Source organism: Pseudomonas marginalis, assembly GCF_008692035.1.
Taxonomy (GTDB): domain Bacteria; phylum Pseudomonadota; class Gammaproteobacteria; order Pseudomonadales; family Pseudomonadaceae; genus Aquipseudomonas; species Aquipseudomonas marginalis.
The window spans coordinates 3,406,433-3,423,594 of sequence record NZ_VTFG01000001.1; the positions used below are offsets into that span (position 1 = coordinate 3,406,433).

At 63.1% G+C, this 17,162-nt stretch carries 14 protein-coding genes; 7 read left to right on the forward strand and 7 right to left on the reverse strand.

Annotated elements, in window-relative coordinates; translation table 11 throughout:
* Together FX984_RS15940 and FX984_RS15945 are read left to right on the forward strand one after the other, a co-directional pair.
* Complete coding sequence (locus FX984_RS15940; protein ID WP_074847751.1) at window positions 1-522, forward strand: DUF3299 domain-containing protein; 522 nt, start codon at window positions 1-3, stop codon at window positions 520-522.
* Between the two features lie 94 nt (window positions 523-616).
* Window positions 617-1,315 (forward strand): OmpW/AlkL family protein, encoded by a 699-nt coding sequence (locus FX984_RS15945; protein ID WP_027605181.1) that lies wholly within the window; start codon window positions 617-619, stop codon window positions 1,313-1,315.
* A gap of 99 nt (window positions 1,316-1,414) precedes the next feature.
* On the opposite strand, the gene FX984_RS15950 is transcribed toward FX984_RS15945, so the two are convergent.
* The gene (locus tag FX984_RS15950; RefSeq protein ID WP_027605180.1) at window positions 1,415-2,299 is read right to left on the reverse strand and encodes a sugar nucleotide-binding protein; all 885 of its coding nucleotides are present in this window, start codon (window positions 2,297-2,299) and stop codon (window positions 1,415-1,417) included.
* 166 nt (window positions 2,300-2,465) lie between these two features.
* Here FX984_RS15950 and FX984_RS15955 point away from each other — a divergent pair, with 166 nt between their 5' ends.
* Complete coding sequence (locus FX984_RS15955) at window positions 2,466-6,713, forward strand: DEAD/DEAH box helicase (protein WP_146477742.1); 4,248 nt, start codon at window positions 2,466-2,468, stop codon at window positions 6,711-6,713.
* Window positions 6,714-6,724: 11 nt separating this feature from the next.
* Here FX984_RS15955 and FX984_RS15960 read toward each other — a convergent pair whose 3' ends face one another.
* Window positions 6,725-8,830: a mechanosensitive ion channel family protein gene (locus tag FX984_RS15960; RefSeq protein ID WP_027605178.1), complete on the reverse strand. Its 2,106-nt coding sequence runs from the start codon at window positions 8,828-8,830 to the stop codon at window positions 6,725-6,727.
* A 188-nt stretch (window positions 8,831-9,018) separates the two neighbouring features.
* Here FX984_RS15960 and FX984_RS15965 point away from each other — a divergent pair, with 188 nt between their 5' ends.
* The 3 genes from FX984_RS15965 to FX984_RS15975 are packed head-to-tail and all read left to right on the forward strand — an operon-like array spanning window position 9,019 to window position 12,003.
* Window positions 9,019-9,798 (forward strand): endonuclease/exonuclease/phosphatase family protein, encoded by a 780-nt coding sequence (locus tag FX984_RS15965; protein WP_092358190.1) that lies wholly within the window; start codon window positions 9,019-9,021, stop codon window positions 9,796-9,798.
* Window positions 9,795-11,057 carry a cardiolipin synthase ClsB gene (clsB, locus tag FX984_RS15970; protein ID WP_146477740.1) on the forward strand — a complete coding sequence of 421 codons (1,263 nt, stop codon included), beginning with the start codon at window positions 9,795-9,797 and terminating at the stop codon, window positions 11,055-11,057. The genes FX984_RS15965 and clsB overlap by 4 nt, the downstream gene beginning before the upstream one ends.
* The gene (locus FX984_RS15975; protein ID WP_098480847.1) at window positions 11,047-12,003 is read left to right on the forward strand and encodes a lysylphosphatidylglycerol synthase domain-containing protein; all 957 of its coding nucleotides are present in this window, start codon (window positions 11,047-11,049) and stop codon (window positions 12,001-12,003) included. Before clsB ends, FX984_RS15975 begins: the two co-directional genes overlap by 11 nt.
* Before the next feature lie 5 nt (window positions 12,004-12,008).
* On the opposite strand, the gene FX984_RS15980 is transcribed toward FX984_RS15975, so the two are convergent.
* From FX984_RS15980 to FX984_RS15990, 3 genes are all read right to left on the reverse strand, one after another.
* Window positions 12,009-12,764, reverse strand: a complete 756-nt coding sequence (locus FX984_RS15980; RefSeq protein ID WP_027605173.1) for an alpha/beta hydrolase family protein — start codon at window positions 12,762-12,764, stop codon at window positions 12,009-12,011.
* Window positions 12,754-13,863: a DUF3182 family protein gene (locus tag FX984_RS15985; protein ID WP_146477738.1), complete on the reverse strand. Its 1,110-nt coding sequence runs from the start codon at window positions 13,861-13,863 to the stop codon at window positions 12,754-12,756. Before FX984_RS15985 ends, FX984_RS15980 begins: the two co-directional genes overlap by 11 nt.
* A gap of 171 nt (window positions 13,864-14,034) precedes the next feature.
* Window positions 14,035-14,994: a GlxA family transcriptional regulator gene (locus FX984_RS15990; RefSeq protein WP_146477736.1), complete on the reverse strand. Its 960-nt coding sequence runs from the start codon at window positions 14,992-14,994 to the stop codon at window positions 14,035-14,037.
* Between the two features lie 96 nt (window positions 14,995-15,090).
* Here FX984_RS15990 and FX984_RS15995 point away from each other — a divergent pair, with 96 nt between their 5' ends.
* Window positions 15,091-15,654 carry a cysteine hydrolase family protein gene (locus tag FX984_RS15995; RefSeq protein WP_027605170.1) on the forward strand — a complete coding sequence of 188 codons (564 nt, stop codon included), beginning with the start codon at window positions 15,091-15,093 and terminating at the stop codon, window positions 15,652-15,654.
* 21 nt (window positions 15,655-15,675) lie between these two features.
* Here FX984_RS15995 and tam read toward each other — a convergent pair whose 3' ends face one another.
* Window positions 15,676-16,437, reverse strand: coding sequence for a trans-aconitate 2-methyltransferase (tam, locus tag FX984_RS16000; RefSeq protein ID WP_115487475.1), 762 nt, complete (start codon window positions 16,435-16,437; stop codon window positions 15,676-15,678).
* A gap of 204 nt (window positions 16,438-16,641) precedes the next feature.
* Window positions 16,642-17,157, reverse strand: coding sequence for a single-stranded DNA-binding protein (locus FX984_RS16005; RefSeq protein WP_003232445.1), 516 nt, complete (start codon window positions 17,155-17,157; stop codon window positions 16,642-16,644).
* Window positions 17,158-17,162: the final 5 nt, after the last annotated feature.

Below are 17,162 nucleotides of genomic sequence, written 5' to 3' on the forward strand. Positions count from 1 at the left end.
ATGCGTCGCGCTCTGTTTGCGTTATTGCTGCTGGTGGCCGTGCCGGCCTGGGCGGAGGACCAGCCCAGGGATTTGTCCTGGCAGGAGATGATCCCGCCGGACGCGCCGCCGGAAATCCCCAACATGAAACCGCTGCACGACCTGTCGAACATGGCCGATGCCTTGTCCGTCGAAGCGGCGCCAGCAGCCAAGCAGGATCTGCCCAATGCGCCGGTGGTGCAGAGTCTCGATGGCCAGCACATCCGCCTGCCCGGGTATATCGTGCCGCTGGAAGTCAGTGAAGAAGGGCGCACCACCGAGTTCCTGCTGGTGCCGTACTTCGGCGCGTGCATCCATGTGCCGCCGCCGCCATCGAATCAGATCGTGCACGTGAAAAGCGAACTCGGCGTGAAGCTCGATGAGCTCTACCAGCCGTACTGGATCGAGGGGGCGATGCAGGTCAAACCGTCCACCAGTGAACTGGCCGACGCCGGCTACCAGATGGATGCCGAGAAAATTTATATCTACGAACTGCCGGAATAACGCTGATCGCCCTTTCATTGAGCTGAGTCAAAAGACCGGACGGAACGATCTTTACCATTGGACGTACAACTTCTAAACGTCCTCTGGAGCTCCCATGAACAAGTCTCTGCTCGGCGCGTCCCTCTTCGCCCTCGCACTCGCCGCCCCTGCCGTCCACGCTCACGAAGCGGGCGACATTCTGATTCGTGCCGGTGCAATCACCGTGAACCCGAAGGCAGACAGCAGCACCGTCAAAGTTGACCAGGGCCCACTGGCCGGCGCCAACCTGGGCGGCAAGGCGACCATGAGCAGCGACACCCAGCTGGGCTTGAACTTCGCCTACATGCTCACCAGCCATGTCGGTATCGAACTGCTGGCGGCCACGCCGTTCGAGCATGACGTGAAGATCAAGGGCACCGCCCTCGGCGCCGCCAACGGCAAGCTCGGTACGCTGAAACACCTGCCGCCGACCCTGAGCGTCGTGTACTACCCGCTGGACAATAAATCCCCGTTCCAGCCGTATGTAGGCGCCGGTATCAACTACACCTGGATCTACGACGAACACGTCGGCAGCCGCGCCTCCGAAGCCGGCTTCAGCAACTTCAAGGCCGAGAACTCCTGGGGTTGGGCTGCGCAGATCGGCGCGGACTACATGATCAACGACAAGTGGATGATCAACGCCCAGGCCCGCTACATCGACATCAGCACCAAGGCCACCGTGGAAAACAACGCCGTGGCGCCTGGCACCCGGGCCAAGGTCAATGTGGACGTGGACCCGATGGTTTACATGGTGGGTATCGGCTACAAGTTCTAAGCAACACTGCATAACCAATGTGGGAGGGGGGTTGCTGTGGTGAGGGACAAGTCCCCATCACCACAGCAACCCCCCTCCCACATTTTGCTTTGTGTCGTGTCAGCTATGGCGGTAGAACCGGTCCAGCAACGCCGGTAACCCCGCTCGCCACGCCCGCGGCTTGATGCCGAAGGTGTGGAGGATTTTCTTGCAGGCCAGCACCGCATGCTGCGGTTCGTCTGCCGCATCCGGCCGTGCCGCGTGGGCCTGGGCGGTGGGCGCTTCAATGGCCAGCGCATGGTAGCTGCGCGCTTCGGTGAGGATCGCCTGGCCCAGCGCCAGCGGCGTGGTCGCCTCATGCCCGGCGTAGTGGTAAGTGCCCCACAGCGGCGCCGCGCAATCGAGTTGCTTGAGCACCGAGATGATCACCCGCGCGGCATCGTCCACCGGCGTCGGGTTGCCGCGACGGTCGTCGGCCATCAGCAATTCATCCGGTTTCTCGGCCCGGGCCAGGAAGCGCCCGAGGGTGCCGTCGACGCTGTCATCCAGCAGCCAGCCAAAACGCAACAGCACATGTTGCGGACACGTCGCGCGCACGCTCTGTTCGATCCGCCATAACGCCTGGCCCCGCAGGCCCAGGGGCACCGGCTCGTCCTTTTCGCTGTAGGCGGTGGCGCGGGAGCCATCGAACACGCGGTAGCTGGACGGTTGCAGCAGGGTAATGTTGTGGTGCTGGCACAGTTCGGCCAGGCGCTCGATGGCGAACTCCTGGGCGGCCAGGCGGGTTTCGCTGACGGCTTCGGCCTGGAACCAGTCGAAATAGTAGGCGAGGTTGATCAACGCATCGGGACGGGTGTCGTCGAGCAATTGGGTGAGGCTTGCGGCATCCCAGCCGTCTTGGGGCGGTTTGGGTGCGAGGAAACCAATGTCTTCCTCTGCACCGAGGCGAATCAGCGCCTGCCCGAGGGCATTCCCGCCGCCCAGTAACATAAGGCGCATTCGCATAGATTGAGCAGGCCCGGTCTGTTTGGAACGATGGTTATGGTCGGCAAGCCCGTGAGGCGTGCCGTAGGTTTATTCCAGAATCGTTGCATTTTGCGGGTTTGTAGCGCAACCGTCACGGATAAAGTGCGGGGTTGCAACTTGTTGGAGCGGGCCGCATAACTTAGGCATGAACCTTCCTGAATCAACCGACACGGTATTGAACGGCTTCCACCCCGCCGTCAGCACCTGGTTCCGCCACACCTTCCCTTCGGTGACCAGCGCCCAGGCCCAGGCGTGGCCGCTGATCCGCCAGCGCCGCTCGACGCTGATCGCAGCGCCCACCGGCTCCGGCAAGACGCTGACGGCGTTCCTCGCGGTGCTCGATGACCTGGTTCACCAGGGCCTGGCCAACGGCGGGCAACTGCCGGACGAGACGCTGGTGGTGTATGTGTCGCCGCTCAAGGCGCTGTCCAACGATATCCAGATCAACCTGCAAACCCCGCAGGCCGGGATCACCGAGCATTTGCAGCGCCTGGGCCTGCCGCCACTGGTGGTCCGCACCGCCGTGCGCACCGGCGATACCCCGCAGAAAGACCGCGCACAGATGCGCAAGCGCCCGCCGCATATCCTGGTGACCACACCGGAATCGCTCTACGTGCTGCTGGGCTCGGACTCCGGCCGGCAGATGCTGGCCAGCGCGCGCACGGTGATCGTCGATGAAATCCACGCCATCGCCGCCAGCAAACGCGGCAGCCACCTGGCCCTGAGCCTGGAGCGCCTGCAAGGCTTGTGCGCCGAGCCGCTGACCCGCATCGGTCTGTCGGCCACGCAAAAACCCATTGAAGCCGTGTCGCGCTTTCTGGTGGGCACTGAGCGAACGTGCGACATCGTCGACATCGGCCATGCCCGCCCCCGCGACCTGGATATCGAAGTGCCGCCGGTGCCGCTGTCGGCGGTGATGGCCAACGATGTCTGGGAGCTGGTCTACGACCGCCTCGCCGCCCTTGCCCGTGAGCACCGCACCACGCTGATCTTCGTCAACACCCGGCGCCTGGCCGAACGCCTGGCTCGGCACCTGAGCGAGCGCCTGGGCAAGAGCGCCGTGGCCGCCCACCACGGCAGCCTGGCCAAGGAAATGCGCCTGGATGCCGAGCAACGGCTCAAGGCCGGCGAGTTGCAAGTGCTGATCGCCACCGCGTCACTGGAGCTGGGGATTGATATCGGCGATGTCGATTTGGTGTGCCAGATCGGTTCGCCGGGCTCCATCAACGGCTTTCTGCAACGGGTGGGCCGCTCCGGGCACCAGGTCGGCGGCACGCCCAAGGGGCGCCTGTTCGCCACCACCCGCGACGATCTGATCGAATGCGCCGCCCTGCTCGATTGTGTGCGGCGGGGAGAACTGGACACCGTGCAGATCCCGGTGGCGCCCCTGGACGTGCTGGCCCAGCAGATCATCGCCGAGGTCAGTGCCCAGGAGTGGCCGGAGCAGGTCCTGCTCGACCTGATCCACCGCGCCGCGCCCTACGCCACCCTGGATGAACGCCACTACCAGGCGCTGTTGCAGATGCTCGCCGACGGCTACAACGGGCGCCAGGGTATCCGCAGCGCGTACCTGCACCGCGATGCCCTGACCCGCACCCTGCGCGGTCGCCGTGGCGCCAGGCTGACCGCCGTGACCAGCGGCGGCACCATCCCCGACAACGCCGACTACAGTGTGTTGCTCGAACCCCAGAGCCTGAACATCGGCAGCGTCAACGAAGACTTCGCGGTGGAAAGCATCGCCGGGGATATCTTCCAGCTCGGTAATACGTCCTACAGGATCCTGCGGGTCGAAGCCGGCAAAGTGCGGGTCGAAGACGCCCATGGCCAGCCGCCGACCATTCCGTTCTGGCTCGGCGAAGCGCCAGGGCGCAGCAATGAGTTATCCGCCGCGGTCGCGCGTTTGCAGGGGCAACTCGACACCCTGCTCAGCGCCAGCCCCGGCGACCTGCAACCGGCGCAAGAGTGGCTCACCGGCACCCTTGGCCTGAACCGCGCCAGCGCCGAACAGATCCTCGACTACCTGGCCCGCGCGCGCCTGGCCCTCGGCGCGTTGCCGTCCCGGGACACGTTGATCATGGAGCGGTTTTTCGACGAATCCGGCGGCACCCAGTTGATCATCCACACGCCGTTCGGCAGCCGCATCAACCGGGCCTGGGGCCTGGCCTTGCGCAAGCGTTTTTGCCGCACCTTCAATTTCGAATTGCAGGCGGCAGCCAGCGAAAATGCGATCGTGCTGTCGCTGTCCACCAGCCACAGTTTCGAGCTGGATGAGGTGTGGCGTTACCTCAACAGCCACAGTGCTGAACACCTGCTGATCCAGGCGGTGCTGGATGCGCCGCTGTTCGGCGTGCGCTGGCGCTGGAACGCCGGCGTGGCCCTGGCGCTGCCGCGCTTTACCGGCGGACGCAAAGTGGCGCCGCAGCTGCAGCGTATGAAGAGCGAAGACCTGATCGCCAGTGTGTTCCCCGACCAGATCGCCTGCCTGGAAAACCTCGCCGGCGAACGCGAAGTGCCCGAGCACCCGCTGGTGGAACAAACCCTCGATGACTGCCTGCACGAAGCCATGGACAGCGACGCCTGGCTTGCCTTGCTGCGGCGCATGGAGCGCGGCGAAGTGCGCTTGATCAGCCGCGACCTGCCGGCGCCCTCGCCCATGGCCGCCGAAATCCTCAGCGCGCGCCCCTACACCTTTCTCGACGATGCACCGCTGGAAGAACGCCGCACCCAGGCCGTGCTCAACCGCCGTTGGAGCGACCCGCAGAGCACCGACGACCTCGGCGCACTGGATGCGGACGCCATCGCTGGCGTGCGCGAAGAGGCCTGGCCGGCGCCCCATGGCGTGGATGAAATGCATGAGGCACTGATGAGCCTGGCGTGCATCACCAGTCACGAAGTCACGGCGCCATGGGCCGAGTGGCTGAACGCCTTGGCCAAGGCTGGCCGCGCCTTTCAATTGTCCAATGGCCTGTGGGTCGCGGTGGAGCGCCTGGGGTGTTTGCAGGCGATCTACCCCAACAATTTGCCGTTGCTCCCCGGCTTCGATGAGCCCTGGACCTTTGACGACGCACTCGTCGAGGTGCTGCGTGCACGCCTGGGTGGCTTCGGCCCGCAGAGCATTATCGAGATCGCCGCGCCACTGGCCCTGCCGCTGGCCGACGTTACCCGGGCGCTGGCCCGCCTGGAGCAGGAAGGCTACGTGCTGCGCGGTCGCTTCAGCCCCGGCGCACTCGAGGAACAATGGTGCGAACGGCATCTGCTCGCCCGCATTCATCGCTACACGGTCAAGCGCCTGCGCCGGGAAATCGAGCCGGTGGCGCTGCAGGATTTCATGCGCTTCCTGTTCGATTGGCAGCATCTGTCCGACAGCACGCGGGGCCAGGGCAACGCGATGCTGCCGCAGATTGTCGGCCAGTTCGAAGGCTACGCCGCCGCCACGTCGGCCTGGGACAGTGACCTGCTCAGTGCGCGGCTCAAGGATTACTCATCGACCTGGCTCGACGAGCTGTGCCGCAGCGGCAAGCTGGTGTGGACGCGCTTGAGCAACAAGTCCGGCGCCATCGCCCTGCGCAGCACACCGGTGGTGCTGTTGCCGCGCAGCCAGGTGGCATTGTGGAGCGGGCTCACCGAACCCACCGACAGCACGACGCTGTCGCCCAAGGCGCAGAAAGTCCACCTGGCCTTGCGCGAACACGGCGCGCTGTTTTTCGATGAGCTGGTGCACGAAGCCCATCTGCTGCGCAGCGAACTGGAAACCGCCTTGCAGGAACTGGTCGGCGCCGGCCTGGTGAATGCCGACAGTTTTGCCGGGTTGCGCGCACTGACCACCCCGGCCAGCAAGCGCCAGGCGCGCAGCAGTCGGCGCGGGCGTGGGGCGTTTATCGGCGGCATGGACGATGCCGGGCGCTGGGCGCTGATTCGCCGCCCCTCGACCGCCGCCGGCCCGCACTCGGCCGAAACCCTGGAACATGTGGCGATGACCTTGCTGCGCCGTTATGGCGTGGTGTTCTGGCGCTTGCTGGAGCGCGAGGCGGATTGGTTGCCGAGTTGGCGCGAACTGCTACGCACATTCCATCGGCTGGAAGCCCGGGGTGAGATTCGCGGTGGGCGGTTTGTCAGCGGGCTGGCGGGTGAGCAGTTTGCGTTGCCGGAGGCGATCCCGTTGCTGCGCGAGGTGCGGCGCCGCCCCCATGACGGGAGTTTGATCGCCGTGTGCGGGGCTGACCCGCTGAACCTGGTGGGCACATTGTTACCGGGCAGCAAGGTGCCGGCGGTGAGTGGGAATCGGGTTGTGTATCGGGATGGGTTGCCGGCGGCGGTGATGGTCGCCGGCAAGCAGCAGGTGTTGCTGGAGGTGGATCAGCAGGCGGTGCAGGAGAAGTTGATCAGGCATTGAATTTGAGGGCCTCATTGAGGCCTGGGCTGCTCCGTCAACACCACCGACGCCGGCACCTCTTCATCCGGCTCATCCACCTGGGATGTACGCTTGGGCAACAAAACCTGCTGTGGATAAGTCTGCGCGAAGTGCACCGCATCACAGTTATCCACAAGCTTTTTCAAACGCTGGTTGAACGCACGGCTCACCGCGTATTGCCCACCCGACACAGTACGAAACTGCGCCGTGAGCACCACGCCATTGAGGTCCATCTTGTCGACGCCAAACACCTCCAGCGGCCCTTGCAGGTTGTACTTGAGGAACACATCGTCGCGGATCGACTGCCCGGCCTCGCGGATCAGCTCCACGGCCTTGTCCACATCGGTGTCGTAGGTGAACTGCACCGAGAAGAACGCATAGGCAAATTGCCGCGACTGGTTGGTGACCGCCTTGATCTGCCCGAACGGCACCGAATGCACGAACCCCTTGCCATCGCGCAGGCGCAGGGTGCGGATGGTCAGACCTTCGACGGTGCCGGCGTGGCCGGAATCAAGCACCACCCAGTCGCCGATGGACAAGGTGTCTTCGATGATGATGAACAGGCCGGTGATCACGTCCTGCACCAATTGCTGGGAGCCGAAACCAATCGCCAGGCCGACCACACCGGCCCCCGCCAGCAACGGCGCGACGTTGATGCCGAGGTTGGCCATGGTGGTGATTGCGCAGATCACCACCAGGATGATTTTGATCGCATTGCGCAGCAGCGGCAGGATGGTCTTCACCCTTGTGCTGGGCTGGCGATTGGAGCGTTTGTTCACCGGCGGTTTCAGCGCTTCCTGGATCGCCGTGTCGAGTACGACCCAGAACAACCAGGTCATCAACAGGATCAGGCCGATGCTGCTGAGGGAGTCGCTGATCGCACGGCCCACCGAGTTGCGCTGGGCAAATTCGAACAGCGATACGCCCCAGATGCGCCCGAGGATTTCGATAAAGGCGATGGCCATGACGATACGCAGGATCGCGTGCAACAGGCTGAGAAAACGCTCCTTGTAGGCACTGCTGCGCTGGATCGCCACTTGGCTGCGGGACTTGAACAGGTGTTGCAGCACCGTGCTCAGGAATACCGTGCCGATCAACAGAATCGTGGTGAACAGCGCGCAGCGCAGGGCTTTCTGGTTGTCGTCGCCGGCGCCGATCAGGTTGATCGCCGAGACCAGCACCATCAACAGGATGGGCCAGTACCAAAGGCCGGAAAATACCCGCAGCGACTGCTGCAACGCCGGGTGTTTCAGGCGCTGGGCCAGCGGTCGATTACGGATCAGGTGGGCCACCGGGCGGCGCAGGCGCACCACCAGCACGCCAAAGATCACCGCCGCGAACAGGCCGGTAAACACCGCGATACTGCTGGTGATATTGCCGCCGAGCTGGCGGGCGATCTGTGGACTGGTCAGGGCGTCGCTGAGGGCCGCGAGGAAGCCGATCAGGAACAGCGGCTTGGGGCAGTAGTCGCGAATGATCTGCACCGCCGGCCGCTTATGGCCGACGTTGAACATCACAATCACGCACAGCAGCATCGACGTGGAGAAGATGCCGCTGCTGGTCGCATAGGCAAAGCACAGCGCCAGGGCGCGACCTATGGACGTGGGCAGGAAGTGACTGACATAGAGCGTCAGCGGCAGGCAGATCAACGCCGGGATCGTGTAGGGCACCACATAACCCAGTACGCCTTGCAGGCGCCCGCGGCGTTCGACGAACGGGCGCCGGTTCAAGCGCCGCACGATAAAGCGCCCCAGCAACGTCAACAGCGCGAAGGCGCCAATCCACACACTGGACAGCAGCAGGAAGTCGCCGGCCACGCTCCACGGCGAACGCTCCGACGTCTGGTCAACCAACCGGCCGACTTCATCCGCCGCGCGATCCGCGCGCAAGCGCCAGGCATCAACAAGGTTCTGATTGAGGTCGAGCTTGTTCTGCACATCATCGATGCTGGAACTGATGGCACCGAGCAATCCACCCTCCACCAGCAACTCCGGCTTTGCCGGCGCCTCGGGCTCCGGCGCGGTGGCCGCGGCGTACAGTGCGCCGCTGCCGCAGAACAGCAGCGCGCCGAGCAGTAATGCAGTCTTTAGATTCAGCAAAACACCGGGCTCCTTCAGAAGGGTCTGTAAGGAACTGACGGATTTGAGCACTGATCGTTCCCCTGCCTATTGCCGGACACCGATCCAAATGGGTTTATGCCGCCTGTAGGACGGCGGAAACTTTCGGCCAAAAATCGCAGTCAGCCATAAACGGGGGTCAGGCCCCTCACTCTTTCACAGGAGCAATCATGGCTGCGATCCCCGACTGGGTGCCCATCACCCCTAGCGTCGCCATCACTCGCTTCACGGTGCTGACGGTCAATATCCACAAGGGCTTCACCGCCTTGAATCGACGTTTCATCCTGCCCGAGCTGCGCGAAGCGGTGCGCAGTGTGGGCGCTGATATGGTGTTCCTGCAGGAAATCCACGGCACCCACGAGCGCCATCCCCAGCGCTACAGCGACTGGCCGAACATGCCGCAGTACGAGTTCCTCGCCGACAGCATCTGGCCGCAGTTCGCCTACGGGCGCAACGCGGTCTACCCCCATGGCGACCATGGCAATGCGTTGCTGTCGAAATTCCAGATCGTGCGCTACGACAACCTCGATATTTCCCAAAGCGGCCATGAAAACCGTGGTCTGTTGCATTGCGTGCTGCGCTTGCCTGGCACCGGACAGGAAGTGCATGCGATCTGCATCCACCTGGGCTTGCGCGAGGTGCATCGCCAGCAGCAATTGCGCTTGCTGGAGCAGCGTATCAGCGAGATCCCGGCGGATGCGCCGTTGGTGGTAGCCGGCGATTTCAATGACTGGCGCCAACGCGCCGACCTCAGCCGAAGCGGCCTGCAGGAAGTCTTCATGCAGGCCCACGGCAAACCCGCACGCACCTTTCCGGCGCGCCTGCCGCTGCTGGCGCTGGACCGCATCTATGTGCGCAATCTAAAGATTCATAACCCCAAGGTGCTGACCACCCGCCCCTGGTCCCATCTGTCAGACCACGTGCCCCTGTCGGTAGAGATTGAACTATGAACATTGCCGTTGAGCACATTGCTACCGACCAGCCGCCGGATGAAGCCAAGGCCCGCGACGTCGATTACGGCTGGCAGCCTGACAACCGGCTCGCGTTGCTGGAGAACGGCGAGGCGTACTTTCCCAGAGTGTTCGAGGCCTTGCGCGGGGCGCAGCGGGAGATCCTGCTGGAGACCTTTATCCTCTTTGAAGACAAGGTCGGCCATGAGCTGCAACGCATCTTGATCGACGCGGCGCAGCGTGGGGTCAAGGTGGTGGTCAGCCTGGATGGCTTTGGCTGCGGCGAACTGAGCCGCGCTTTTCTCGGCGAATTGGCCCAGGCCGGGGTGGCCGTGCAGATGTTTGACCCGGCGTCCAAGACCCTGGGTATTCGCACCAACTGGTTTCGCCGCCTGCACCGCAAGATCGTGGTGGTGGATGCCGCCGTGGCGTTTATCGGCGGGATCAATTTTTCTGCCGATCACCTGGGGGATTTCGGCCCCGAGGCCAAGCAGGATTACGCGGTGCAGGTGATAGGCCCGGCGGTGGCCGACCTGCATCATTTCGCCCTCGCCCAAAGCGGTCGCCAGGTGCGCACGCGGCGCGGTTGGCGACGGCGCCAGCAACGGCCATCGCCTTGGCCGACCGATACAGGCGACGGCCTGGTGCGCCTGATTTACCGCGACAATCTGCAACACCGCGACGACATTGAAGAGGCCTACATCCATGCCTTGAGCAAAGCCCGGGAACGCGCGGTGATTGCCAATGCCTACTTCTTCCCCGGTTACCGCCTGCTGCGCGAGATCCGCAATGCGGCGCGCCGTGGCGTGAAGGTGCAATTGATCATGCAGGGCCAGCCCGATGTGCTGCTGGCCAAGCTGGCCGCGCGCATGCTCTACGACTACTTGCTCAAGGATGGCGTGGTGATTCATGAATATTGCCAGCGCCCGCTGCACGGCAAGGTGGCGCTGGTGGATGACGAGTGGAGCACCGTGGGTTCGAGCAACCTCGACCCGTTGAGCCTGTCGCTGAACCTGGAGGCCAACGTGCTGATTCGTGACCGGGCGTTCAATCAGCAACTGTACGAACGCCTGGACGCACTCGCCAAGGAGCATTGCCAGACCATGCCGGAAAACCGCAAGCCGCGCCTGTGGCTATGGCGACTGACCGTCGGTTTCCTGGTGTTCCATGTGATGCGCCACTTCCCCGCGCTGACCGGCTGGTTGCCGGCGCACAAGCCACGGTTGAAACCCTTCGAGGCTCGCACCCATGACATCTGAAGCCAGCGATTCACGCTTCAAGCGCTGGAAGAAACCGCTGACCGTGGCGTTCTTCCTGTTGCTGATCGTGCTGTTCACCCTGCTCGCAAGGCGTATCGACTGGAGCGAAGTGTTCCAGACCCTGGGCGATTTCAAGCCGCGCACCCTGCTGATCGCGGGCACGCTGACGTTGTGCAGCTTTATCGTCTACGCCTGCTTCGACTTGATCGGCCGCACCTACATTCGCCAACCGCTGCGCTGGAAGCAGATCCTGCCGGTCGGGATCATCAGCTATGCGTTCAATCTGAACCTGAGTGCCTGGGTCGGCGGAATCGCCATGCGCTATCGGCTGTATTCGCGGCTGGGGGTGAGCACTGGCAATATCGCCAAGATTCTCGGGCTGAGCCTGGCCACCAATTGGTTCGGCTATATGGCATTGGCCGGGGTGGTGTTCAGCAGCGGCCTGGTGACCATGCCGCCGGGCTGGAAGCTCAGCAGCGGCGCCCTGCAGGGCGTGGGTGTGCTGTTGGTGCTGGCCAGCCTGGGCTATCTGGCGGCGTGCCAATTCTCGACAAAGCGTGCATGGTCGATTCGCGGCATCGAGATCAACCTGCCGTCGCTGCGCATGGCGTGCCTGCAGTTGGCATTGGGCGCGTTGAACTGGTCGCTGATGGCCGCGGTGATTTTCACCTTGTTGCCCGCCAAGCTGGACTACCCGCTGGTGCTGGGCGTGCTGTTGATCAGCGCGATCGCCGGTGTCATCACCCATATCCCCGCCGGGCTCGGGGTACTGGAAGCGGTGTTTATCGCACTGCTGCAACATGAAGCGTCGCGCGGCAGTTTGCTGGCCGGGCTGATCGCCTATCGGGCCATCTACTTTATCCTGCCGCTGCTGATCGCCCTGGTGATGTACCTAGGTGTCGAGGCCAAAGCCAAGGCGCTACGGGTGAAGAAAACACCGGCATGACCGCGTTACTGGGACTGGATGATGCTCAACCGTTCCCCCACCACCATCTCGGTGATCCAGTCCACCAGGATCGAGGTGTAGGCCTGTTGTGACACTGGATCGCTCAGGGAGTGGTCGGCACCATCGATGATGCGGTGCGTCAGGGAGTGCGTGTGCTGGCACGCCGCGCGGTAGCTCATGATGGTGGCGTGGGGCACATGGTCGTCGGTTTCCGATTCGACAATCAGCACATCACCGGTAAATTGCGCGCAGGCCTGCAGCGCGCGGTTGGTTTCGGCATGCACCAGCGTGCTGCGGTAATCCATCAGGTCGGCCTTATCGAGGTCACGCTTGGGCTTGAGCCATTCCTGGTCGCGGTACAGCGCCGGCACGCGCAGCGCCAGCCAGCGCACCGGGCGCAATGAGGTGAGAATCGCCGCCAGGTAGCCGCCATAGCTGGTGCCCACCACCGCCACCGCCGAGGTGTCGATGGCCGGGTGCGAGAGCAGTCGGTCGTAGGCCGCCAGCAGATCGCGCAGGTTGTCTTCCCGGGTGACGCGGGACAACGGGATACCTGTGCCCGCGTGGCCACGCAGATCGAACGTCAGGCACACGCATCCCAGGCCGGCGATACCTTTGGCGCGCTCCAGGTCGCGCTCCTGGCTACCGCCCCAGCCGTGCACGAATAACACCCCCGGCACCTTCGATTTGGGGCTGAGGAACGTGCCGCTCATCTGTTCGTCGTCGATGTCGATCGCAATGCTTTCGCTTCTAGCCGTCATAAGATTTAACCGTCACGTACTTGAGAAGAAAGTCGCTGTTTTCCGCCGGGCCTCGGTACACCTCGATAGCATCCGCGGGCAGCGCCTGGTCCACGTAGGTTTCTACCGAAGACACCTGAATGGCCTTGAGGCCCGGGTGGTTGATAAAGCTCTGCAGCGCCGCGACTTCCGCGCTGCTGGCGCCACCCATGCGCCAGGATTGTTCAAGCACACCACTGCGCCGCTGGCCGTCGCTGTCCAGACCCTGGGCGATGTCGTAGTTGCGCCGGGACGCGTAGAAACCTGGGTAAGCTTCGTCAGCGGCCGCGTCGAAGACCTGGGCTTGCTCGATGGCTTGGCGCACGTCGCCGGGCAGCTCGAGCTTGAGCAAATCGTCATAACCGCCAGGCACCACCAGCAGGTTGGAGCCACCGTAGACCTCCTCGCCCTGTCCGTCCTGGGTCAGGTATTGCTCGCCGCAGTAGCTGATGACGTGATCGCCGATAAAACTCTGGCCCACACTATGGGTGACCACATCGTGCAGGTCTTGTTCCAGCACCACGCCTTCGCTGAACATCCGGGCCGCTTCGGGGCGCGTCAGCACGGCCTCGAACTCATCCAGACTGTGGATAACTTCCTGGCCGCGCCCGGCGCAGGCATGCACCGGCTTCAGGCGGATCGGCCCACTGTAGAGCAGGCGTTTGGCGGCTTCCCGTGCATCGTTGAGCGCAAATACGCTCAGGCCGTCCAGCACAACGTCGCGCACGCGCTCGCAGAACAAGGGCGACCAGCCTTCGGGAGCTGCGGCGTCCGGGCCCAGCAGGCCGTGACTGATGGCTTTGGTGCCGATGAAATCATGCTCCACATAACCGCCCCACAGGTCTTCGGGACCCTTGATATCAAGGGCCAGCGCCTGTGCAGGGCCAATCAGTGTTTGCGTGGGAAGCAGGTAGCGTTCACGGCCGGCGTGTTTGCGTGGATCGTAATCACCGCCGTACTTGAGCCCAAGGATTTGCGCCAGCCAGCGCGCAAGGGCTCGGTTGGTTTCAACTTCATGCCGGGGAGCGCCCTCTCGCGTGGAGTGAGCAACTACCCATTTCTTGCGTTGAGTCGGGGTCATGCATCCCCCTTGGCCATCCCGCCATGTGTGTGGGTGGAAGGTTGCAGGGATCAGGCCAACGCAGGTTCAAAAGTGATGGCTTTGAAATCAATCGCTTGCGCAAAAAGCGATAGCAGTTGGCCTGTATTATTCTGCACGACACCACCCTGACCGTGGGGCGTTCTGCACGATTCACACGCCAAAACGGCTGCGGTAATCACTGGGTGCCAAACCGGTGATCTTCTTGAAGGTGGCGCGAAACGCACCAGGGTCCTGATACCCCACGGTCCAGGCGATGTGGTCGATGGTGGCGGTGGTGAACTCCAGCATTTGCCGCGCTTTGCCGACGCGCAAATGCTGGCAGTATTCGGTGGGTTTCAATCCCGAGGCACTGCGAAAACGCCGTAGGAACGTGCGCTCTTCCAGCCCCGCCTCTTGCGCCATGGCGGCCACGGACACATCCACCGCGCCACTGGCTTGCAACCAATGCTGGACCTTGAGGATGGCCACATCGCCATGGCTGAGGATCGGCGCAAAGTTGCTGCCGCACTGGCTGGCACTGTCGCTGTGCTCGATCACCAGGAAACGCGCGGTAGCGGCGGCGACGCTGGGGCCCATCAGGCGGTCGACCAGGCGCAGGCCCAGCTCGGACCAGGCCATCAGCCCGGCGGTGGTGATCAGGTCGCCGTCATCGACGATGGGCTTATCCGCTTCCAGGCGCACAGCAGGGTAACGTGCGGCAAAGGACTTGGCGGAAGACCAATGGGTAGTGGCGCTACGCCCATCCAACAACCCACTGCGCACCAGCAGGATCGAACCGATGCACACGCCACCGAGCACGGTGCCCGCAGCGTGTTGCTGACGAATCCACTCGAGCAGTGCAGGCGGCGCCTGGTCTTCGGTGAACTCGCCGATTGAAGGCGGCACCAGCACCGCCATCATCGGTTGCTCAGGCCCTGGGTGGCTGTCGAATACCCGCGTGGGTATACCATCGCCATCCACCTGCCAGTGGCTCACCCGCAGCAACGGCAGCTGTGCGGATTGATGCTCGGCGGCGATCCGGTTGGCGACACCAAACAGATCGGTCAGCCCATGCACCGCTGCCAACTGCGCACCGTGGTAGATCAACACGCCCAGCTCAACAACCGCCATTGTCAGTTTTCCCCCTGTTATTGTCGGTGCAGCCAATCCCCCGCCCCGGCGCCAGCTAACATACTGGCCCCATCAACCCATCACGAGGCAATACCCATGGCCAAGCAAGCGCTCATCCTAATCGATATCCAGAACGACTACTTCCCTCAAGGCAAGTGGCCGCTCGATGGCGTGGAAGCCGCCGCGGACAAGGCTGCGCAGGTGCTCCAGGCGTTTCGCCAGAACGGGGAGGCAGTGATTCATGTGCGCCATGAGTTCACGTCCGAGGATGCACCGTTTTTCACGCCGAACTCTGAGGGCGCCTATTTGCACCCCAAGGTGCTGAACGAGGGCAGCGAGCCGGTGGTGCTTAAACATTTCGTCAATGCGTTCCGCGAAACCCCTCTACGCGCCCTGCTGGAACAGCGCAGCATCACCGAACTGGTGGTGGTCGGCAGCATGAGCCATATGTGCATCGATGCGGTGGTGCGGGCCGCAGCGGACCTGGGCTACAAGGTCACGGTGATTCATGACGCGTGTGCCACCCGCGATCTGGAATTCAACGGGCAGGTGATTCCGGCGGCGCAGGTGCATGGCGCGTATATGGCGTCGTTGGCATTTGGCTACGCGGGCGTAGTGTCGGCGGATGAGTATTTGAAGGCGCAAGCAGCAGCGGCGTAAGCGCTGCTTGCTTCTGTGCCGTCAGCGGGTCGCGATGATAAACAGGCGCGGGAAGGGCAGTAATACAGTGCCATCGCCTAGTGCTGGATAAGCCTGTGTAATCCGCGCCTGGTATTCCTGTAGGAAAGCGGCTTTTTCGCTATCGGTCAGTGGCGCGAGAAAGGGTCGCAAGCCCGAGCCCTTGAACCACTCCACCACAGCGGCATGATCCGCCAGCGGGTGCTGGTACGTGGTGTGCCACACATCCACGGTACTGCAGTGTTGGCTCAGCAACTCGTAGTAGTAGCTCACCGAGTGGCGCTCATTGTGTTGGAACGCGCCGATCTTTGCCGCCCATGGGCCATCTGCCGCCACTTCGCGCGCCAGCCGGTGGGCGGGTTCATTGAGGTTGTCCGGGGTTTGTACGGCGAGCGTGCCGCCAGGCGTCAACTGGTCGACCAGATGCGGATAGAGCGTGGCGTGGTTTGGCAGCCATTGCAGCGAAGCGTTGGCGAGGATCACGTCGAATGTCTGCGACGGACTCCAGGCACCGATGTCCGCCAGCTCAAAGTTCAGCGCGGGCAGGCGCTTGCGGGCGTCGACCAGCATATCCTCGGAACTGTCCAGGCCCGTCACCTGCGCCTGCGGGAAACGCTCGGCCAATACCTGGGTGGAGTTGCCGGGGCCGCAACCCAGGTCCACCGCTGTGTGCACCGCGGTATTCGGAATGGCCGCGACCAGGTCACGTACCGGACGAGTGCGTTGTTGTTCAAACATCGTGTATTGCTTGGCAGACCAGGTCATCGCGGCTCTCCTTGTTCTGTGGAAGTGGGTTACAGCCTAAATCGAGTGGCCCCTGAGGACAAATGTCGGGGCCGGCGATCGTCCATCCCATCATTTAATCCGTTGCGGGTGCAGCTTCATGCATCACGAAATTACAAAAAAGCCCCGAGAGCAGGGCTCACGGGGCTTTTTGGGAAAGCTATACGGATTGCGCCGAGCGATATCCTAGAACGGAATATCGTCATCAAAGCTGTCGAAATCCGGAGCTGGCTGCGGAGCGGCCTGTTGCGGCGCTGGACGCGACTCACGCTGTGGCTGCTGGCTTGGCTGCGGACGCGACTGCTGTGGACGCGGTGCCGAGTTGGACATACCGCCCTGGCCTTGTTGGTCACCCTGTGGACGACCGCCCAGCAGTTGCATGGTGCCTTGCATGTCGACCACGATTTCAGTGGTGTAACGCTTGATGCCGTCTTTTTCCCACTCGCGGGTTTGCAGCTTGCCTTCGATGTAGACCTGCGAACCTTTGCGCAGGTATTCACCGGCGATCTCTGCCACCTTGCCGAACATCGACACACGGTGCCATTCGGTTTTCTCGACCTTCTGGCCGGTCTGCTTGTCGGTCCACTGTTCGCTGGTCGCCAGACTCAGGTTGGTCACGGCGTTACCGTTAGGCAAGTAGCGAACTTCGGGATCCTGGCCGCATGTACCGACCAATATGACTTTGTTAACCCCACGGGCCATAACGT